Origin of the sequence: Runella aurantiaca (genome assembly GCF_003339505.1) — a bacterium.
GTDB lineage: Bacteria > Bacteroidota > Bacteroidia > Cytophagales > Spirosomataceae > Runella > Runella aurantiaca.
In genome coordinates, this window is sequence record NZ_QPIW01000009.1 from 173,789 (window position 1) to 192,663 (window position 18,875).

The window sequence follows — 18,875 nt, forward strand, 5'->3', positions numbered from 1 at the left end:
GCTATCATCGGGTTCTAAAATGACTTAAATCAATCCCCAACAGAAATCAATAATAGCTAAAAAGCAGTTTTTCGGTCCCACCGATTACTTTTTTGATTGGCCAACCCTTGTCGTTGTATTCATAGGCGTTGGTAATGAGGTAGGAATACCAGCCTCCTTTCACAATTATTTCTTGGGGGTTGTTGCGATGCATTATTACATGGGGGAGAAGCGGGTATTTCATCATCTGCTCCACGTAGGTCTTGTCATCGTATTTACGATATATCACCGTTTGATAAACCGTCCAATCGTCGAGTGCTTTCCCAGGGCTATAACTGGTTTCCTGAGTTAGGTTGCCTTGAGCGTCATAAACGTAGGTATACTTCAGTGTTTCGGGTTCTTGGTCGTTGGGCTGGGCAAGTTTTCTGATTCTTTCAATGAGTTTTCCGTCGGGATTAAATGTATATGCAATCGTTCTTGTGAGAATTTTATTGGAATACTCCTCGGTTTTGACGAGTGAAGTTTTGTCGTAAAAATAATTGGTTTCTCTAACGGTACCTGAGTCTTCTTGCCCCAAGACCTTCACTAACTTGCCGCTAGAATTGTACGTGAGCGTGTAGTGAGTGCTAAACTCGTCTTCGCTTTGATAATTATTGATGATGCTAATTCGATTGACGAAATCTTTTGAATCATAAAAAAATTCATGCTTCCGATTGAAGGCAACAACATTGTTTAGTTTGGGGAGTTTCTGGGCGGGCAGAGGTTCTTCGAGAGCATTTTGCCGATTGCAGCCGTACATACAAAATAATATCCAAAAAACCAAAAGCCCTCTTAGCGTTCCTAAGTAGGTGTATTGAGATGTTTCCATTTTTAATGGGTAATAGGTGGCTGTATAATTTGGAAACAAATGTCTTAAATTGACATAAGGGGGCTAAGTGAAAAAACGATGAGTTGATTATTAAGTGAGATGAAATGCCAAAATGTAGGTCTGAATGGGATAGATTTATGATAGAAATCAGAAAAATTTTCTCTTTCAAAAAAGTAAACTTGAAATAGTTATAGTATTACTTTAAAGAGTTTAAAAAGGCTTAAATGTTGTAGTTTTTTTAATAAAATTTTAATATTTGATTAATGGATATTTAAGTATTATTGCAACATAATTCAATTCCAGCTCAAACTGAATTGGATTTATAGAAATGGTGTGGATAACGTCGGAAAGCTGTTCGAAATTTCGGGCAGCTTTTTGTTTTTAAAAAAAAGGGCATTTTTTAAACCCAATAGATAGTAAATTCGGGCGTTTTAACCGATACGTTATATCTAACGCCCAAGACTTGTGCTGCAATCAAACATGTGGGATTCTTACCTCAAACATTTTAAAGACTACCTGATGCTCGAACGGGGCTTGGCCGATAACTCGGTGGAAGCATACGTCCGGGATGCCACCAAATTGTCGGAGTACATGGATTTGTTGGGAGGTAAAGACCTGACTGAAATGACAGAATTGGATATTCTGGGCTTCTTGGGATATTTACACGATTTGGGATTAGTGGCCTATTCTCAGGCGCGGATGCTTTCGGGTATCAAGGCATTTTTCAATTATTTGGTGCTAGAAAATGTATTAAAGGTCGACCCCACCCAGTTGATTGAGTCGCCGCATTTGTCTCGAAGCCTTCCAGATGTGCTCACCTATCCCGAAATTATACAGCTATTGGACGCCAACGATGTTTCCACGGCAGAAGGTGCTCGTAATCGTGCCATGTTGGAGGTCTTGTACAGTTCGGGGTTACGGGTTTCCGAACTGGTCAATTTACAGATTACGAATTGTTACTTCGACGCAGGCTTTATGCGGGTGATTGGCAAAGGAAGCAAAACGCGGCTCGTTCCCATTGGTGGTGATGCCATCAAGTATACTTTATTGTATATCGAGCACATCCGTAGTTTGGTGGAAGTGCAAAAAGGCCACGAAGATTATGTGTTTTTAAACCGTCGTGGAAAGCAATTGACACGCGTTATGATATTCTTGATTATCAAGAATTTAGTGGAGGAGGTTGGGTTGAAGAAAACCGTAAGCCCGCATACGTTTCGTCATTCTTTTGCCACGCACCTGATTGAAGGCGGGGCGGATTTACGGGCGGTGCAGGAGATGCTAGGGCACGAATCCATTACAACGACCGAGATTTACACGCACCTAGACCGTGAATACCTGCGAGAAGTGGTCACGAAATACCACCCGAGGGCCTAAAAAAAGTCGCGAAGGTCAGTGACCCTCGCGATCTTCGCCTTTATTTTACCCCATATTCAAATCATCGCTGAAGCAGCGTGATTCATAATCTTCTATGCAGTATCACCGCTGGTTTTTTCTCCTACAAAATAATGCTCAGGATGTTTGAAGAGCAGATTGAAGGAGGTCATTGAACCGTATATTTTGGTGATATACTGCTGTATATTTACTTTTTCTTCGTCGTTTAGATTGCTGGCATTCACGCGTTGTTCGAGTACCCTGAGGCGGTCGCGAACCATAACAATCTTGTGAAAGAAGCTATCAATCGTCATTTCTTTGGACGCCAAGTCGTGTCGCCCAGGTTTTAAAATAATTTTTCCGCCCTTCCATTTGTCGCCGAGTGGCACAGTTTCAGTGGCGTCCATCCATTTTTGGAGTACTTTGTTTAATGTTTGCTCAACATCAAACAAGCTCACTAAATCGGTGTCTAATTCAACGGCCTCGATTATTTCCAGCGGCGCATTTATTTTAATAACTTTGGCTCCGTGCTGCAGGAATGTGATGGTATAACCGTTGGATTTTACATTAATTACGACTCCTTCCCCAAACTCGGCATGACGAACTCGTGAACCAATGCCTAATATAATATCCATGCTTTTAAATATACTTATGAGTTATAGTAGTCATATTGTCAAACTTCGTGCCATAGTTTATTTTTTTGTAAGAAAAATGTAAAATATTTATAAATAACTGATTTTCAGGATTTGTGTTTGGACTTTTTCTTGGTATTTAGATGTATTGCATTCATAAACGACATGTTAAAAAATAACACTTCATCTCTTTTTTCGCTTCCCGAAGGAATACATTTTATCAATTGTGCCACACGTGGTCCTTTTTCAAAATCCGTTGAACAAGCTGGTATTGATGCCATCCAACAGTTCAGCCCGTCGATTCACCAAATCCGCCCTGATGATTTTTTTGAACGGGCATGGGTTGTTCGGGAATTATTTGACCAACTGATAAACAGCCAAGATAAAGAGCGCATTGCAATCATTCCGTCGGTTTCGTATGCGATGGCGGTGGTGGCTCGCAACTTGTACCGTAAGCCAGGGCTGCGGGCGGGTCAACATATTTTATTGTTGGGCGATGAGTTTCCCAGTGATGTATACGCGTGGTCGCGGGTTTGTAAAGAGTTGTCTTTAACGATTGTGACCGTGCAGATGCCCGATTCCGAAGCCGTGGGGCAAGAGTGGAATGCACGCATTCTGGAGGCCATCAATGACGATACGGCCTTGGTGGTGATGCCGCACGTGCATTGGCAATACGGGATTAAGTTTGAAATCGAGAAAATTGCCGAGCGCGCAAGGGCTGTCAATGCCCTCGTTGCCATTGATGGTACGCAGTCGGTGAGCGCCCTTGATTTTGACGTTCAGAAAGTAAAACCTGATATAATGGTCTGCGCCGCTTATAAATGGTTGATGGGGCCTTATGGAATGGGGCTGGCGTATTTCGGCGAATTTTTTGACGGCGGAATTCCCCTCGAAGAGTCTTGGATGGCCCGCCAAGAGAGCAATTTATTTTATAAACTCACGGAATACCAAGAAAACTACCGCCCAAAAGCGTACCGGTACAACGTAGGAGAGCATTCACATTTTATTCAAATGCCGATGTTGGAAGTGGCACTGCGCGAAAAACTAGCTTGGGGCTGCGATTCGATACAGGCGCATTGCCAATCGCTTTGGCAGCAACCCGTTCAAAAGTTAGCCAGCCTTGGCGTTCAGTTTGAACCCGAAGCGGAGCGGGCGCATCATTTGGTTGGAATCAGGTTACCCGCTTCGACGGATGTCGTGAAAGTACAGCAGGCATTGGAGGCCAGAAAAGTAATTGTGGCGGCGCGTGGGCAGGGCATTAGGGTGTCGCCGCATTTGTACAATACCGCCGCCGACATGAATGCCTTGGTAGAAGCGTTGGCCGATGTGTTGACCTAGCGACGGGTGGTATCTACCGCAATGGAGTCATTGGGCGCGGCCACGTCAAACGCCCGGATAATCTGTTTTTTCTTGTTCCACGGGGCCGTGGTGCGTCTTGCCATGTCGATGGCGAAGAAAGCCACAATGGCTACAAAAACAACGCTGACGATAATAAATATTTTACGATTTCGGTTCATTTCGGGAGTTGCCAAAGGCAAAAGTGAAAACAGGCGCTCTATTGTTTTAAGTGTTTTGGAGAGTCGTAGCTGATGAATTTTCCCGTTCTGGATGAGATTTCTTCCCAATCCATATTGGTAAATTCTACGGTGACAACCGAGCCTTTTGACATGGAGCCGATGTCATAATTGGTAAGGTATTCGGCAAAGTAAGTGATATCGGGGTTATGGCCAAACACCATCAGATGTCGGCATTTTTCGGGGGCGGTATTGACGGCCGCAAGGTAGGCTTTAGGGCCGTTGTCGTACAGGTCGCGGGTGGTTTTGATGGCTTCATATTCGTAATGAAGCTGTTCGGCCATGATGCGGGCCGTCTGAAACGCCCGGGCCGCCGAACTGCTCACCAACAAGTCGGGTTTTAGGCCCTTGTCGGCCAGAAACTTTCCCATGCGGGCGGCGTCAATCGTCCCCGATGAAGTAAGCTCGCGGTCGAAATCCCCGAAGAATGAGGAACTATCTTCCGCTTTGGCGTGGCGGACTATGTACAGATAACGTTTCATAGAAGTCATTTTTGCAAAAATAAGCTATCTTTGCGGGCTCGCCAAGTGTCGTACGCATGAAAATTTTAAATGTCTTTGCTGCTTTCACAGTACTTATTATTGCCTTTTTATTTTATCGTTTTGTGGGCCAAAATGCGGTAAATGTCCCTTATTTTGATGATTATGCGTATTTAGAATACATCATTAAGTTTATCAATGCTCCCAATGCCCTGCATTTTATGCAGGAATTGGAATATAAACACAACGGACACGGGGTGATTACGGCCAAATTGGTGTTTTGGCTGGATTATCTACTGACGGGAGAAGCCAACTACCGAACGCTGATTTTGGTGGGCAGCGGCCTGGTCATCGGCTTGTTTACGTATTTTTGGAAGATACTGTCGGTCAATCGTTTGCCGTTTTGGTATGCGTTGCCAGTGGCCCTGTTTTTGTTTACGCCAGCGTATCACGAGAACATCTTTTGGGCGGCGGCGCTGTGGCAATATACCGCTTCATTTGCCATTGGATTATTGACCTATTTTTTATTGTCGAAAAACAACAATTGGGCGTTTACGGGGGCCATTATTGGGGGATATTTGTTGACCTATACCAACGGAAATGGTCTTTTTGGAATGTACGTTGGATTGGTCATTCCCCTGCTTCAAACACGGCACAAAAAAGCCATTATTTGGTTGATAGCCTGTGTCTTAACTACCGTTTTGTTTTATTGGTATTATCCCTTCGGTTTTGGGTCTTTAGGTCAAGAAAAAAGCCTTAAAAACTCCGCTTTAACCATTGTGTCGTTTTTTGGCTCCTGCGCTTCCTACTTTCGTGGGCGTCTGCCAGAAGTGGCGGTTTTGGGCGTGGGAATTACGCTTTCATTGATAAGCTTAGCGCTTTGGTTGGTGGTTGAATACGTCAAAAAATTAGTAAATAACGCTTCAAAAGGCAAGATTTTATCCGTTTTTACGGATACGCCGGCCAATTTATCGCTTTTGGCCTTGCTTGCTTGGCTGCTCGTTACGGGGTTGGGCGTGGCCACCGCCCGGGCCGTAGATACCCTCGAAACCCCCGCGCGCTACATGATTTATTCTGTGATGTCGGTAGTGGCGCTTTATGTAACGTTTCTATTGATTTTATCCCAAAGAGGTCAAAAAATAATGACGGGGGGAATGACCGTTGTAGGTGTCATTTTTGCCGTCAGTACGTATATGTTTGCCGCGTCCGACGTCATTAATTTTCGAAATTCGCTCATATCCGATGCTTTTTCGCTTAAGCAACATCGTCGGGTGACGGGGAAGTTGGAGACTATGACAAACACAGTGGTCAAGAAATATTTTGATGAAGCTGTAGAAAAAGGTATCTACGTGATTCCAACCACCGCGCTGAATGAAGTAAACTTAATCAAGGCTGATACATTGACCATGCCCAATGTGTCTTTAAGCGTTGATATCGATACCTTGCCCGCCTACGGAGGAATTCTCATTAATAAAGTACGGAATGAACAATTGGCGGTCAGTCAAGACAAACCCCAAAATGCGTTATTCATGGTGCTTAAAAATGATTCTACTGCCTATGTGACGGCCGTAAAACAGCGGCCAAACCGAGAACGAAGGTCCTTTTTACGCACAGGAAACTACTTTAAAGAAGGGTTTGAAGCGTGGATTTATCAAGATAACATCCCCGAAGGAAACTATCAAGTGGGCTTTCTCTTCAGCGAAACCCAAAAACCTCGCCTTGTTTATACTTCTCAACGCCTTATAATTCAGGATTTTCAGAAATAAGCTGTTAACTTTGCAACCTTTTTCGGAAGTCCGATATCCAATAATTTTACAATGAGTACGATCCAACAGGAAATAGCCAAAAGGCGCACATTTGCCATTATCAGTCACCCCGATGCGGGAAAAACGACCTTGACCGAAAAACTCCTGCTTTTTGGAGGGGCCATTCAAACGGCGGGCGCGGTTAAGTCAAACAAAATCAAGAAGACCGCAACGTCTGACTTCATGGAAATCGAGAAACAACGTGGTATCTCGGTGGCTACGTCGGTGATGACATTTGAGTATAACAGCCTACTTATCAATATCTTAGATACCCCTGGTCATAAAGATTTTGCTGAAGATACTTACCGTACCCTTACGGCAGTGGACTCGGTGATTTTGGTGATTGACTGCGTAAAAGGCGTGGAGGAACAGACCGAACGGCTGATGGAAGTATGCCGTATGCGGGATACCCCAGTGATTGTTTTTATCAATAAAATGGACCGAGAAGGGCAAAACCCGTTTGATTTGCTCGATGAGTTGGAGCAAAAATTGAACCTGAAAGTGCGTCCGTTGACGTGGCCCGTCAACGGTGGTGCTACTTTTAAAGGGGTTTATCACTTGCTGGAAAAACAGATGTATTTTTTCAAAGTGAATAAAACCAAAGTGGAAGATGATGTGGCGCTGCTGGAGTTGGATTCTGACGAATTGGATGCAAAAGTTGGCGGGCGCGATGCCGCCCAATTGCGGGAAGATGTCGAACTTATTGATGGTGTTTACGACCAATTCGACCGTGAAGATTACCTATCGGGCAAAGTGGCTCCTGTGTTTTTTGGGAGTGCGGTAAATAATTTTGGCGTCCGTGAATTGTTGGAAGCCTTTTGTCAAATTTCTCCGCTGCCCATTGCCCGTCAAACCAATGTGCGCTTGGTAAAGCCCGATGAGAAGAATTTTACGGGTTTTATTTTCAAAATACACGCCAATATCGACCCGCGTCACCGCGATAGAATTGCGTTTTTGCGGGTTTGTTCGGGCACGTTTGAACGGGGTAAGTTTTATAAAAATACCCGTCTGGAAAAGAACGTCCGTTTTTCCAACCCTTACAGTTTTATGGCCTCCGCAAAAGAGGTGGTTGATCAGGGATTTCCGGGAGATGTCATCGGTTTGTACGATACGGGTACTTTCAAAATCGGCGATACCCTCACCGAAGGGGAGGAGTTGCAATATGCGGGTATCCCGAGTTTCTCGCCCGAAATCTTCAAAGAATTAATCAATCTTGACCCGATGAAATCCAAACAATTGGAGAAAGGGGTGCAGCAATTGACCGACGAAGGGGTGGCGCAGTTGTTTACAGTTCAGCCCGGAAATCGGAAAGTAGTGGGTACGGTAGGCGAATTGCAATTTGAAGTAATTCAATACCGATTGGAGCATGAGTACGGCGCTAAGTGTCGTTGGGTGCAGATGAATACGACAAGGGCCTGTTGGGTAACGAGCGAGGACCCCAAAAAACTTCAAGAATTTATTCGTTTGAAAGGAACACAAATCGGGTACGATAAAGATGACAATCCCGTTTTTCTGGCGGACTCCGAATGGATGTTGCGCATGAACCGGGACAACAACCCCGACATTCAGTTCCACACAACTTCAGAATTTAAAGTAATGGCAGATTAGTGAAGAGCGGGTAATTGCCCGCTTTTTATCATTTTGAGACATTTAGCCGAGGGCGATAAAATAAAAAAAGCTGCTCGAAATCCTCGAACAGCTTTCCGACTATATCCACACCATTATTAGTTGTGCAAATATAGATAGAAAACAATTTATTCCAAAAAAAATCCTGTGTTTTTTTGTGGGTAGGAAACTCCTTCACCCCTAAAAATGCAAGGCTTTTCGTAAGTCCTCGATTGTCAGATTGTTTAGATTGGCTAAAACTACGTCGGCTTCGGTTAAAATATCGGGTTGACCTATGCCAACGGTTTTCATGCCAGCTCTTCGGCCTGCTTCGATACCTGCTACAGCGTCTTCAAATACGACGCATTCGTTGGGAGATGCGCCTAATTCTTCCGCTCCTTTCAAAAAAACTTCAGGGTCGGGTTTGCCTTTGGATATTTTGGTGCCGTCAATAATGGCGTCAAAAGCGTTGAGAATGCCGATACGTTCCAGAATCGGTTTGGCGTTTTTGCTCACCGAGCCCAATCCGATTTTTATTCCTGCTAAACGTGTTTTTTCTAGAAATGCGTTAATACCTGGCAAAATATCATCGGGAGTCATCTTATTGATTAACTCCACATACCAGTCGTTTTTGAGTGTGGCCAAAGTCTCTTTTTCAGCGGGAGTGAGCGTCACATTTCCGTGGGAGAGAATTCGGTCCAGCGACTCGGTGCGGCTAACTCCTTTGAGGCTTTCGTTAAATTCTTCTGAGATGTCGAACCCCAATTTTTCATTGGCCAACCGTCGCCATGCTTGGTAGTGAAAGTGGGCGGTATCTACAATGACCCCATCGAGGTCAAACAAAAATGCTTTTGGCTGGGCCATGTCTGAGTATCATAGGTTTGGTGATACGCAAAAATACGCCGAAAGGCCCTACTTCTCCGCATCTAGTAAGTAGTAAATTTAAGAGACTGACTATTTGGTCGGAAATCCACTTTTTTTGAGGGTCTCAAATAGCTGTTTTACCTCGGCAATTCTTTGGTCACCATTAAGGGCAAAATACCAGAATGTTTCCAATTCTCCGCGGTGCATGGACTGGTTCATGTCGCCGCTTTGGGACTTGTGCGAAGCCTTCACCCAGTCTGCAACAATCATGTAACTATGTTTATTATCTTCCCCAAATCCAAACGAACGGTCGAACTCAAACACAGGCGCGGCGGAGCTAATGGTCGATTCGGGGTAGCCATCCAGCGAAGAAAATGTAAAAGTATATCCCTTATTGGCCGACTGTCCGCCCAAAACTATGGGTGGTTTGGGGCCTTTGTAGCGTTGAACTGCCCGTAAAGCGCTCAGTGAGGCAGCTTTATGGTGGGCGTGCTGCCCTTCATGCGGAACCATACAAAAGATATAATCGTACTGTCCTTTGGCCAAAATACCGTCCAATCGGCGCTCTATGTAGCTGATGTCCCAGTTTTTACCTTGAAGATATGGTTTTTCGTTGCGGTTGTAATAATCGTCGATTTGGTCAAAAAAGTAGTAATTGCCGATGCCAAGTATTTCGCCCGCAGCCATCATTTCTTTTTTACGTATAAGGGGTAAGTTCTTGCGACCCACGACCGAATCGAGCATGTTCATACCATAATACATCGAAGCCAACATACCGTTAAAGCCACCCGAAGCATCTGTAATCAGGGCTAAGTCGGCACTCCCTTTGAGTTCACGCGTAATTTTAAAAACTGTAACGGGAAACATGGTTTCATCGTCGGGGTGAGCCGTAACAATCAGTACCTTGGGGCCTTGGGTAAAGCCACTAAATGCAGATAACAGCAGAAAGTATAAAAGTAAAGATTTCATGGATTTATGAAAAAAATGAAAAATGGTTTTAGAGATGATTATGGGGTATGTGCTTAGGACCGTTTGATAACTATTTGTAAAATTTAATATTAAAAACACGCTTTTTTAGGGTGTAATAGCTATATTTAGACTTCTCGAAAATTTTATATCCCATTGATTATTAAATATATATACCCATTTAATCGTAAAAAAATCTTGTATGGTATAAATTTTTATATCTCTCAACTAACACTATCCAAGACAGTCTTAATCTTCCCCAACTTCTACCAGACTTGTCCTTTTTGCCATCGACGTTTTTCGGTAGTGATAGGGTTTGGTGTATTGTTTTGAAAGAGGGCGATGTCAAAAGTTAATACTGAATTTTAAAGGTAAGAAGAGTATCGAATTATTTATTCCTTTGGAAATAGTCATTTACCCTACACCAATTATATTTTAATAAATGTTTATTGATCGACCCTCGCGTTATAAAATTAAAATACTGCTCTTTTTACTGGCAGTCACGGTAAGTTCCTCGGTTTGGGCACAACTTTCAATTACCTTTCCGTTCGACGGGGCTGTTTTTCAAAGAAATACCTCTAACACCGCCACAATTTCAATTGCAGGGAGTTATACTGGTGGAGTGGAGCGTATTGAAGCACGGTTGACTGCCGTCGCGGGTGGAACTGGAGTGGGTTGGACAAGCATTGATACATCCCCTGCAGCGGGTCTTTACAAGGGCACATTGAGCGGAGTGACGGGCGGGTGGTATACGTTGGAAGTACGTTCTGTTTTGTTTAATAATGTAGTTACCACTGCCACGCTGTCGCGGGTGGGAGTGGGTGAGGTATTCGTTATTGCAGGCCAATCCAATGTGCAAGGGATTGAAAGTCATGGACATAAAGCTTCCGTAGATGCTAATAATCGAATTAAATACGTAGATTGGCTATTGCCGTGTCCTGATGGTACCTGTCAAAATGTGGACCCGCCCTTCCCGCAGATTTCTACGTTGAACAATACAGGTCAGGGAATTCGTATTTCACCCAACGGCATTACTTCTTGGGCGTGGGGGGAGTTGGGAGATGCTTTATTGAATCGTTTTAACGTGCCTGTTTTGTTTTTCAATGCCGCGGCAAGTGGCTCATCTATTGGCAATTGGAGCCGCAGTGCCGACGGCCTGCCATCCGCCCATCCACACATTGGAATCCAATATGCTGGCAATCCGAATTTTCCGTACCAATACTTACGGAAGGCGCTTAATTTTTACGCTTCGTTGTTTGGGGTCAGGGCCGTGCTTTGGCATCAGGGAGAATCAGATTTGGTTAAAAATAGAAACGCAGACCCCAATGATAATACATTGGCAACTGAATACCGAGATAGCCTAAATCACGTAATCAGTCGCTCGCGAAGCCACTCCGATAAGCTGCTCTTGCCGTGGGTAATTTCTAGGGTGTCTTATTGGGAATATGGAAGTGCTCCTTTTACAGATTCTGAAGTAATTTCAGGCCAAAATTTGACCATTAACCCCACGGACAAAATTTTTGCGGGCCCCGAAACCGATTTTATTCAAATTCCTCGTCCTGACGGGGTTCATCTTGAAAATGTATCAGGAGGGATCCAAGGGATTTCTGAAATGGCTAACGGCTGGAATACCTATCTTGATAATAATTTCTTTGCCAATGCTACGCCTTATGCCGCAATGGCTCCGCCTTCGCTGACCTTAGGGTGTTCGGGGGGCACGTATTCTGTGACTGCTCCTGCGGGATACACGTATTTTTGGGTGAGTGGCAACAATGATATTTCCACTGCATACCAATTACCAAATACTCAAACTATAACCCCCGGGGCAGGTACTTATCGGGTGTATTTAAAAGATGGTTCTGATAACATCATATTATCCCAATCAGTGACAGTGCCTGGGGGAGTTTCCGCACCTCCTTCGTTGACGGTCAGTGCTTCTCCAGTCGTAGCTGGGCAATCGGTGACGTTATATGCGCAGGGATGCATGGGGTCGGTCAATTGGTCTACAGGTCAATCGGGCTACAGTATTTCGCAGGCGCCCACGCAAACAACTACGTACACCGCTACTTGTAGTATCGGGAGTTGTGCTTCGGTGGCGGCCAATGTTCAGGTCAGTGCTTGTCCAGCTACTGCCACTTTATCTTCCCCCTATGTTTCGGGGCAAACGCTCACCATAAAAGCCTCAAATACGTTGATTGGGGTTAACGCCGTTCGGGCGGGGGCCAATATTATGTACGATGCTAAAAACTCCGTAACCCTTCAACCGGGCTTTTTGTCTGAAAAGAACAGCACATTCACAGCAGTTGCGGGAGCGGGTTGCAGCAATTAAAGCCCCAGAAAAAGCACTTATTTTAAACTGAAATTACCGCCGACTCGCACACGTAGGTCGGGATAATGCCCGTACTTCTAATCCGAATCTCGGCGTCTTCAGCGGGGATGTTGCCCGTGAGCACCAGCACTGTGTCCAACCCAAATTTATTGCCCCCCGAAATATCAGTCCGGAGGGTGTCACCCACCATGACAATGTCTTTTTTGCCGATGGCGGGATTTTGCGCCACCACTCGTTCATAGGCAAACATGAACAATTGGGCGTCGGGTTTGCCAAAACGAATAAATTGTTTTCCAACAATGTTTTCGAGCATATCGGCCACGCCACCAATTGCGATGGCTACCTGGGTTTTTGAGGTCGGGTAGGTATTGTCGGTGTTGGCCACAATGACGGGAATCGTACGCCTCCGCAGTAGATTGACCGCCTTATTGAGGTCGTTATTCCAGTCAAAACCTTCGTCGTCGAGCAGCACGAGGGCATTAATATCAGCGGTGTTGTCTAAATCTACATCCGAGATAGAAAGCGTTCTTAAGTCGGCTGTTTCAATATAATGGGCCGAATCTTCGGTGCCCAAATACACGGCAGTTCCTTGTTTTACCTTCAATTGTAAATACTCACGCGCCAACATTCCTGAAGAGATGATGCTGTCGGCGGTGACATCGTGCAGTCCCAGCCGCCAATAAGATTCGGCCAATTGTTGCGGGCTCCGCGAGGCATCGTTGGTGAGTATATAAAACTGTTTTTGCTGCTGTCGTATATAGGAAAAAGTGTCAGCAATGTTGGGAATCAATCCATGAGCATTTTTCAACACTCCAAAAGCATCGAAGAAAAAGACCTGATAATTGTCGGCGATTTCTTTAAAATTATCCAGATTTAACATGCAGTGAAATGTTAGGTAAACGAGCGAAAGGTTTCAATCGTCGTTATTTTTAAGTTTGATTAGTGGGTATATTCGATTGTTAATCAATGTATTAGTTTAGCGTTTATAATTTCAATCGTTCCAAAATAGGCTCTACCGAAAACGTATCAATCGACGGGAAATACGTACTGTAGGCTTCACTTTGGAGTTTGGTGGCGTAGGTACGATGGAAAAAATAGCGCCCGTATTTGATTACGTAGTTCAAAATGAAAAAACGATAAGCTTCTGGCAAGAAAAGAACTTCGCGCCGGGTGAGCGGAAAGACTTTGTGATATTCTTCCAAAAACCAGCCAAAACGCTCTTCAGCCAAGGGGTTAATCCAATACGAAAATACGGTACGGTCACCAGCATCGGAACAAACGCGACTGAAAAAATAAAAGTCCATGACCCGATAACTAATGCGGAACCAGTCGTAATCCCAACGCGAGAACAGCTCTAAGTCGCTGTTGACCGAAAAATTGCCGATGTTCCAATCCAAAAACACAGGGATGGTTTCGATTGCCCCCGCCACAATCGTTTTACGGTTTTCCAGAAAACGATTGCACTGAACCCGAAGGGCTTCGATGTTCATCCGGTGCTCGTAGCTGCCCGTTTCGGTATCCAGCAGATCGAGTAAATCCTGAATATCCGAACGCAGGGTTTTAGAAGATTTGGGCATCACGGTGCTCACGCGTGAGCAAGCCAAATGAAACCGCGCAATCTCTGAGCCGAGCTTTCTGATGTGGTACTCTTCCAACCGGCGGGGAAGCTTTTCAGCGACCCGGATGGGGTTGTAAAATACCACCCAAACGTCGATGTCTTCCTGCTGGTGACGGTATACGTACACTTGGTTGTTTTTGACCAGCGACTTCGCCAGCACCGTTTCAAACGGATACAACAGGTTGTTGGCCAGGGTATGAATCAGGCGATGGTCTTCTTTAAAGTGCTCAAACTTACCGAAATACGAGAGTTTGGCAATGACACGGTCGCCGCCTTCAAGAGTTACCCTGAATACGTGATTGGTAGAAACACGGGCACTTATGTCTTCAATGTGGTCGATGGGGCGACTGGAATCAAAATCGGCCCACGCAAATCTGATGATGGAAGGATAATCTAAAAAACGCATTGTAAAAATTTTTACAAAGATAGCGTTAGTTTTGATGGAATCCTTGCTAGGAGAAGGGGTAGGTGAGGAAGTTAAGGGGGAAGCCCCCCTTAACTAAGGCTTTAATTCTTGATAATTTTACCCGCGAGTTCTTTCAGATTCAATCCGCCGAAGGTTCCCGAGCTCATCATCAACAGATTGGATTGTGCCCATTTTTGTTCAAGCAAAAACTGTTGCAATGCTTCATTCTCCGTAAAAACCTGTAAATCATCGCGCTGAAAAGCTGCTTTCACTTCCGATGGCTCAATGGCATCGAGGCGTTTGTGGGCCAGCGTATGAGGGTTATAATAGACCACGGCTACGTCGGCACCATCGAGTCGGTGGGCGTATTGTCCGATGAAATTTTTATTTAAACTGCTGAACGTGTGCAGTTCGACGCAGGCTACTAAGGTTCGTTTTGGAAACTGTGCTTTGGCGGCTTTGGTGGTGGCTTCTACTTTGGAAGGAGCGTGGGCAAAATCTTTGAATGCGGCCGATTTGTCATTTTTAGCCAACGTTTCCATGCGATTGGCCGCTCCCTTGAAATTCTGAATGGCTCGGTAAAATTGCGCTTGGGTCAGGCCAAGTTCTTCACACACCGCCAATGCGCCACTGATGTTTTTCATGTTATGCTCCCCAAAAACCAACAAAGGCACGTCGCCATAATCGTTGGTAGTGAGGAAGGTTTGCCCATTGTTGATTTTGTGGGGGTGAGCCTCGTAGGGAACGGGACGGACATCCAGCCGTTCGTTTTTGCCGATGACGTCGAGCATGTCATCGGTTTCGTCAAAAATCAAAACCCCTGATTTTGGCAGGGAATCGGCTAGTTTTTCAAACTGTTCTACGTACACTTCCCAGGTCGGGAAAACATTATAATGGTCCCATGCAATGCCGCTGATGAGGGCTATGTGTGGGTGATAATGCAAAAACTTGGGGTTGGGATCGGTAGGAGAGGCGGGGTATTCGTCGCCTTCAATGACAATCACGGGGGCATTGTCGGTTAGCTTCACCATCGTGTCAAATCCTTCCAGTTGGGCACCTACCAAATAATCAAAGACGCGGTTGTTGAACCGAAGCACGTGCAGAATCATCGACGTGATGGTTGTTTTTCCGTGGCTGCCCGCAATTACAACACGCTGTTTATGAAGACTTTGTTGGAGTATATATTCAGGATATGAATAGAGTGGCAGGCCCAATTCTGTGGCACGGGCCAGTTCAGGATTGTCTTTACGGGCGTGCATTCCCACAATGACGGCATCAAGTCCCGCGTGGATTTTTTCGGGAAACCAGCCCATTTCGGCAGGAAGTAAATCCAAGGTTTGGAGTCGGGTGAGGGCGGGGTCGTATATTTCGTCGTCCGAGCCGGTCACTTGGTATCCTTTATGATGTAAAGCAATCGCTAAATTGTGCATCACGCTTCCGCCGATGGCAATAAAATGAACCTGCATTTCTCTATGAATAGGGGTTTGAAAAACTTACCATGTTTCTGTTGATGAACTTGGAAAGTTTGAGTAAATGAGTTGTATTTGCAAACAAATTAACAGCCAATCATTCAAACTATCAAACTTTTCACACAATACCAACAAAAACGTGCCACTTTTATTAAGTATTGATACTTCCACACGCGGCTGCTCGGTTGCGTTACACCAAAACGGTCAGTTGTTGACGAGCTATGACCTCTTGGCCGAAAAATCCTCGTCGGGGATGCTGACTACGCTTATTCAAAATGCCGTCGAACATGCGGGCTTTGGGCTGCCCGACGTCGATGCCATTGCCGTAGCCAAAGGGCCAGGCTCTTACACTGGATTAAGGATTGCCGTTTCTACGGCCAAAGGACTGTGTTTTGCGCTGGATAAACCTCTTTTGGCCGTCAATACCCTCGAAGCGCTGACGCTTCAGGTCAGCGGTTTTTTTGACGAAGATACCCTTTTTTGCCCCATGCTCGATGCCCGTCGCATGGAAGTATACTGCGCGGTTTTTGACTATACCTTGAATTATATCGAGCCTACGCAGGCCAAAATTATGGATGGAGAGTCGTTTGCGGAGTTATTACGTCGTCAAAAAATCGTGTTTTTTGGTGATGGTGCCGCCAAATGTCAACCCGTTATGGAAGCATACGGCAATGCTTTTTTTCTCCCCGTAGAGGTGCATCCTTCGGCCAAAACGGTAGGGCAATTGGCGGTTGGATTGTTTGAGAAACAACAATTTGAGGATGTCGAAGCGTTTGAGCCGTATTATCTGAAAGAATTTATGACCACCGTTCCTAAAAAAACGCGTTTGGTTTGACTTAAAAGTACTATCCAAAGTGATTTGCCGTTGTTAACAAAGTTTCGATTGCATTCTAAAAACAGATGAATTGGTTCATGAAAAACAGTATTCTCTCTCTCCTTGGCCTTGTGCTATTGGCAAGTTGTTCTAAAACAAAAGATCCGATGCCCAAAGGCATTGACGCGATTTTTGTGGGAAGCAGTGACAACAAACTCTACGCCATCAATTCCAAAACGGGAATGAAACTGTGGGATTTTACGGCCGCCGACGCCGTGCATTCGTCGCCAGTGCTGGGCAATGGGCTGGTGTTTGTCGGAAGTTCTGACGAAAAAGTCTATACTTTAGATATTCAGACGGGGGCAAAAGCGTGGGAGTTTGCCGCTGGAATGCGGATTTCTTCCGCGCCCTTTTTTGCCGACGGCACCGTATACGCTGGTATGGGCAATACCGCCAATTTTACCAGTAAATTGTACGCGCTGAACGGCGTGACGGGCGCTAAAAAATGGGAGTTCACGGCCGAGGGGCTGAGCGTGTCTTCGTGTACGGTAGTAAACGGCAAAGTATACGTGGGTGGCTACACAAATATCTACGCATTGGATGCCAAAACGGGAGAGAAAGTGTGGGAATTTGCCACTGGAACGGGGGTCGATTCGTCGCCCGCCGTGGCAGATGGGGTAGTTTACATGGGCAGCAATGATTATAACCTGTACGCGGTAGATGCGCTGACGGGGGTAAAAAAATGGCAATTTTCGACGGGTGGTGAAGTAACTTCCTCACCTACGGTGGCCGACGGTACGGTATTCGTGGGCAGTTTTGACCGTAAGGTCTACGCGGTGGATGCCAAAACCGGCACAAAACAGTGGGAGTTTAGGACCGACGGCCCCGTGCTTTCTTCGCCAGTGGTATCCAACGGTGTGGTGTACACGGGCAGTAACGATTATAAACTCTACGCGCTGGATGCTAAAACGGGCGCAAAAAAATGGGAGTTTTGGACCGAAAACCGCATCCAATCTTCGCCCGTGGCTTCCGACAGTTTGGTGTACATTGGGAGTTTAGACCGAAAACTCTACGCCGTAGATATTCAGACAGGCGCTAAAAAATGGGAGTTTCAAACGGGAGGTAGCATTTATTCTTCGCCCGTGATTCTCAACGCAAAAGGGGGGACTTATAGCGCGGGCGTCAGTGGATTGCAACAGTAACCTTATAATATTTTGACGGCGGGCGAACTTTTTTAGCTTATGTGGGTGTTCCACCAGAACCCGATTTCAAAATGGCTGTTTTAAGTAAACGCTTTGCAAAAACAGTCATCGGTTGTAGGGCATCAACTTTTATTGGGGCCGCCATGGTTTTGACAGCGAGTTGAGGCAATACGTATAAGCACGTCGGGACGTGTGCGCGAGTCCTGTTAAAAACACGCATAAACAATAGCTGGCGAATATAGCTACGCTATGGCTGCCTAATCCGGAGTGATTAAGCTTTAGCCATCGTTCCTCCAACCTCCGCCTTGCGGGTTGGGTCAAGGAGCGTCGAAACGTGAGGCTGGTCGGGTTGATGGTGTTGATACCCGGCGAGACACAACACCTAAGGTGCAGGATGAGGTCTGATTTGAACCTTGCCGGCGCTCGAAAACCCAATCAAATCTAAGCGTGTAGAAGGCGTACGGTTTCCTTGTTCTGGACGTGGGTTCGACTCCCACCGGCTCCACAAAAAATTTAAAAACCCCTCAAAATCAACGATTTGAGGGGTTTTTTGTTGAAACATTTTAAATGTGCTACCTATCATAAATCAATGTTCTACCTTTTAGTGTCATTACTTCCCTACTGGTTTCATCTCCATTTCCAAAAATGATGTTCTGATAATGGCGTTACCTTCTTCGTCTACATCATAATTGAATCCCTTTTTTAGACGTACTCTTTTGACCGTTTTATAAGTATATCATTTTCAGGTATTTTCAAACTGAGTATTGTTCTTCCCACAGTCTGTCTTCGATCCTTCAGGCGTGATACGTTACAGTCTCATCTCTTACTGGTTGTTACGATTTAAAGTTTTGGTCAGTACTCGGCTGAGTACTTCGATGATATCTTCAAAGGAGG

General features: G+C 45.2%; 16 protein-coding genes and 1 other RNA gene. 8 read left to right on the forward strand and 9 right to left on the reverse strand.

The features are described from left to right. Positions 1 to 46: 46 nt before the first annotated feature. Positions 47 to 847 carry a hypothetical protein gene (locus tag DVG78_RS13385; protein WP_147277075.1) on the reverse strand — a complete coding sequence of 267 codons (801 nt, stop codon included), beginning with the start codon at positions 845 to 847 and terminating at the stop codon, positions 47 to 49. 480 nt (positions 848 to 1,327) lie between these two features. Between DVG78_RS13385 and xerD the strand changes: the two genes are divergently transcribed. Further along, a complete protein-coding gene (xerD, locus tag DVG78_RS13390; protein ID WP_114461580.1) occupies positions 1,328 to 2,221 on the forward strand; it encodes a site-specific tyrosine recombinase XerD in 894 nt (297 codons plus the stop codon). Positions 2,222 to 2,313: 92 nt separating this feature from the next. On the opposite strand, the gene DVG78_RS13395 is transcribed toward xerD, so the two are convergent. Then, positions 2,314 to 2,853, reverse strand: coding sequence for a DUF8685 domain-containing protein (locus DVG78_RS13395; protein ID WP_114461581.1), 540 nt, complete (start codon positions 2,851 to 2,853; stop codon positions 2,314 to 2,316). A gap of 162 nt (positions 2,854 to 3,015) precedes the next feature. On the opposite strand from DVG78_RS13395, the gene DVG78_RS13400 reads away from it, so the two are divergent. Continuing rightward, complete coding sequence (locus DVG78_RS13400; RefSeq protein ID WP_114461582.1) at positions 3,016 to 4,188, forward strand: aminotransferase class V-fold PLP-dependent enzyme; 1,173 nt, start codon at positions 3,016 to 3,018, stop codon at positions 4,186 to 4,188. Here DVG78_RS13400 and DVG78_RS13405 read toward each other — a convergent pair. Both DVG78_RS13405 and DVG78_RS13410 read right to left on the reverse strand, forming a co-directional pair. Further along, a complete protein-coding gene (locus DVG78_RS13405) occupies positions 4,185 to 4,367 on the reverse strand; it encodes a hypothetical protein (RefSeq protein WP_114066294.1) in 183 nt (60 codons plus the stop codon). The genes DVG78_RS13400 and DVG78_RS13405 overlap by 4 nt on opposite strands. Positions 4,368 to 4,405: 38 nt before the next feature. After that, positions 4,406 to 4,906 carry a SixA phosphatase family protein gene (locus DVG78_RS13410; protein ID WP_114461583.1) on the reverse strand — a complete coding sequence of 167 codons (501 nt, stop codon included), beginning with the start codon at positions 4,904 to 4,906 and terminating at the stop codon, positions 4,406 to 4,408. Between the two features lie 56 nt (positions 4,907 to 4,962). Here DVG78_RS13410 and DVG78_RS13415 point away from each other — a divergent pair, with 56 nt between their 5' ends. Further along, the gene (locus DVG78_RS13415) at positions 4,963 to 6,669 is read left to right on the forward strand and encodes a hypothetical protein (RefSeq protein ID WP_114461584.1); all 1,707 of its coding nucleotides are present in this window, start codon (positions 4,963 to 4,965) and stop codon (positions 6,667 to 6,669) included. Positions 6,670 to 6,720: 51 nt separating this feature from the next. Beyond that, the gene (locus DVG78_RS13420; protein ID WP_114461585.1) at positions 6,721 to 8,316 is read left to right on the forward strand and encodes a peptide chain release factor 3; all 1,596 of its coding nucleotides are present in this window, start codon (positions 6,721 to 6,723) and stop codon (positions 8,314 to 8,316) included. A gap of 198 nt (positions 8,317 to 8,514) precedes the next feature. On the opposite strand, the gene pgmB is transcribed toward DVG78_RS13420, so the two are convergent. Both pgmB and DVG78_RS13430 read right to left on the reverse strand, forming a co-directional pair. Then, the gene (pgmB, locus tag DVG78_RS13425; protein ID WP_114461586.1) at positions 8,515 to 9,177 is read right to left on the reverse strand and encodes a beta-phosphoglucomutase; all 663 of its coding nucleotides are present in this window, start codon (positions 9,175 to 9,177) and stop codon (positions 8,515 to 8,517) included. A 90-nt stretch (positions 9,178 to 9,267) separates the two neighbouring features. Continuing rightward, on the reverse strand, positions 9,268 to 10,146 hold the full coding sequence (locus tag DVG78_RS13430; RefSeq protein ID WP_114461587.1) for a PIG-L family deacetylase: 879 nt from the start codon (positions 10,144 to 10,146) through the stop codon (positions 9,268 to 9,270). A 439-nt stretch (positions 10,147 to 10,585) separates the two neighbouring features. Here DVG78_RS13430 and DVG78_RS13435 point away from each other — a divergent pair, with 439 nt between their 5' ends. Next, positions 10,586 to 12,472 (forward strand): 3-coathanger stack domain-containing protein, encoded by a 1,887-nt coding sequence (locus tag DVG78_RS13435; RefSeq protein ID WP_114461588.1) that lies wholly within the window; start codon positions 10,586 to 10,588, stop codon positions 12,470 to 12,472. Between the two features lie 22 nt (positions 12,473 to 12,494). Here DVG78_RS13435 and DVG78_RS13440 read toward each other — a convergent pair whose 3' ends face one another. From DVG78_RS13440 to DVG78_RS13450, 3 genes are all read right to left on the reverse strand, one after another. Next, positions 12,495 to 13,352 (reverse strand): TIGR01459 family HAD-type hydrolase, encoded by an 858-nt coding sequence (locus DVG78_RS13440; protein WP_114461589.1) that lies wholly within the window; start codon positions 13,350 to 13,352, stop codon positions 12,495 to 12,497. A gap of 103 nt (positions 13,353 to 13,455) precedes the next feature. Next, positions 13,456 to 14,496 carry an aminoglycoside phosphotransferase/kinase family protein gene (locus tag DVG78_RS13445; protein ID WP_114461590.1) on the reverse strand — a complete coding sequence of 347 codons (1,041 nt, stop codon included), beginning with the start codon at positions 14,494 to 14,496 and terminating at the stop codon, positions 13,456 to 13,458. A gap of 101 nt (positions 14,497 to 14,597) precedes the next feature. Beyond that, positions 14,598 to 15,962, reverse strand: a complete 1,365-nt coding sequence (locus DVG78_RS13450; protein WP_114461591.1) for a UDP-N-acetylmuramate--L-alanine ligase — start codon at positions 15,960 to 15,962, stop codon at positions 14,598 to 14,600. 142 nt (positions 15,963 to 16,104) lie between these two features. On the opposite strand from DVG78_RS13450, the gene tsaB reads away from it, so the two are divergent. The 3 genes from tsaB to ssrA all read left to right on the forward strand — a co-directional run bounded on the left by tsaB (position 16,105) and on the right by ssrA (position 18,489). After that, a complete protein-coding gene (gene tsaB, locus DVG78_RS13455) occupies positions 16,105 to 16,800 on the forward strand; it encodes a tRNA (adenosine(37)-N6)-threonylcarbamoyltransferase complex dimerization subunit type 1 TsaB (RefSeq protein ID WP_229598219.1) in 696 nt (231 codons plus the stop codon). A 77-nt stretch (positions 16,801 to 16,877) separates the two neighbouring features. Continuing rightward, positions 16,878 to 17,981, forward strand: a complete 1,104-nt coding sequence (locus DVG78_RS13460; protein ID WP_158550027.1) for a PQQ-binding-like beta-propeller repeat protein — start codon at positions 16,878 to 16,880, stop codon at positions 17,979 to 17,981. Between the two features lie 134 nt (positions 17,982 to 18,115). Continuing rightward, positions 18,116 to 18,489: a transfer-messenger RNA gene (ssrA, locus tag DVG78_RS13465) on the forward strand. The last annotated feature ends 386 nt before the right edge of the window (positions 18,490 to 18,875 follow it).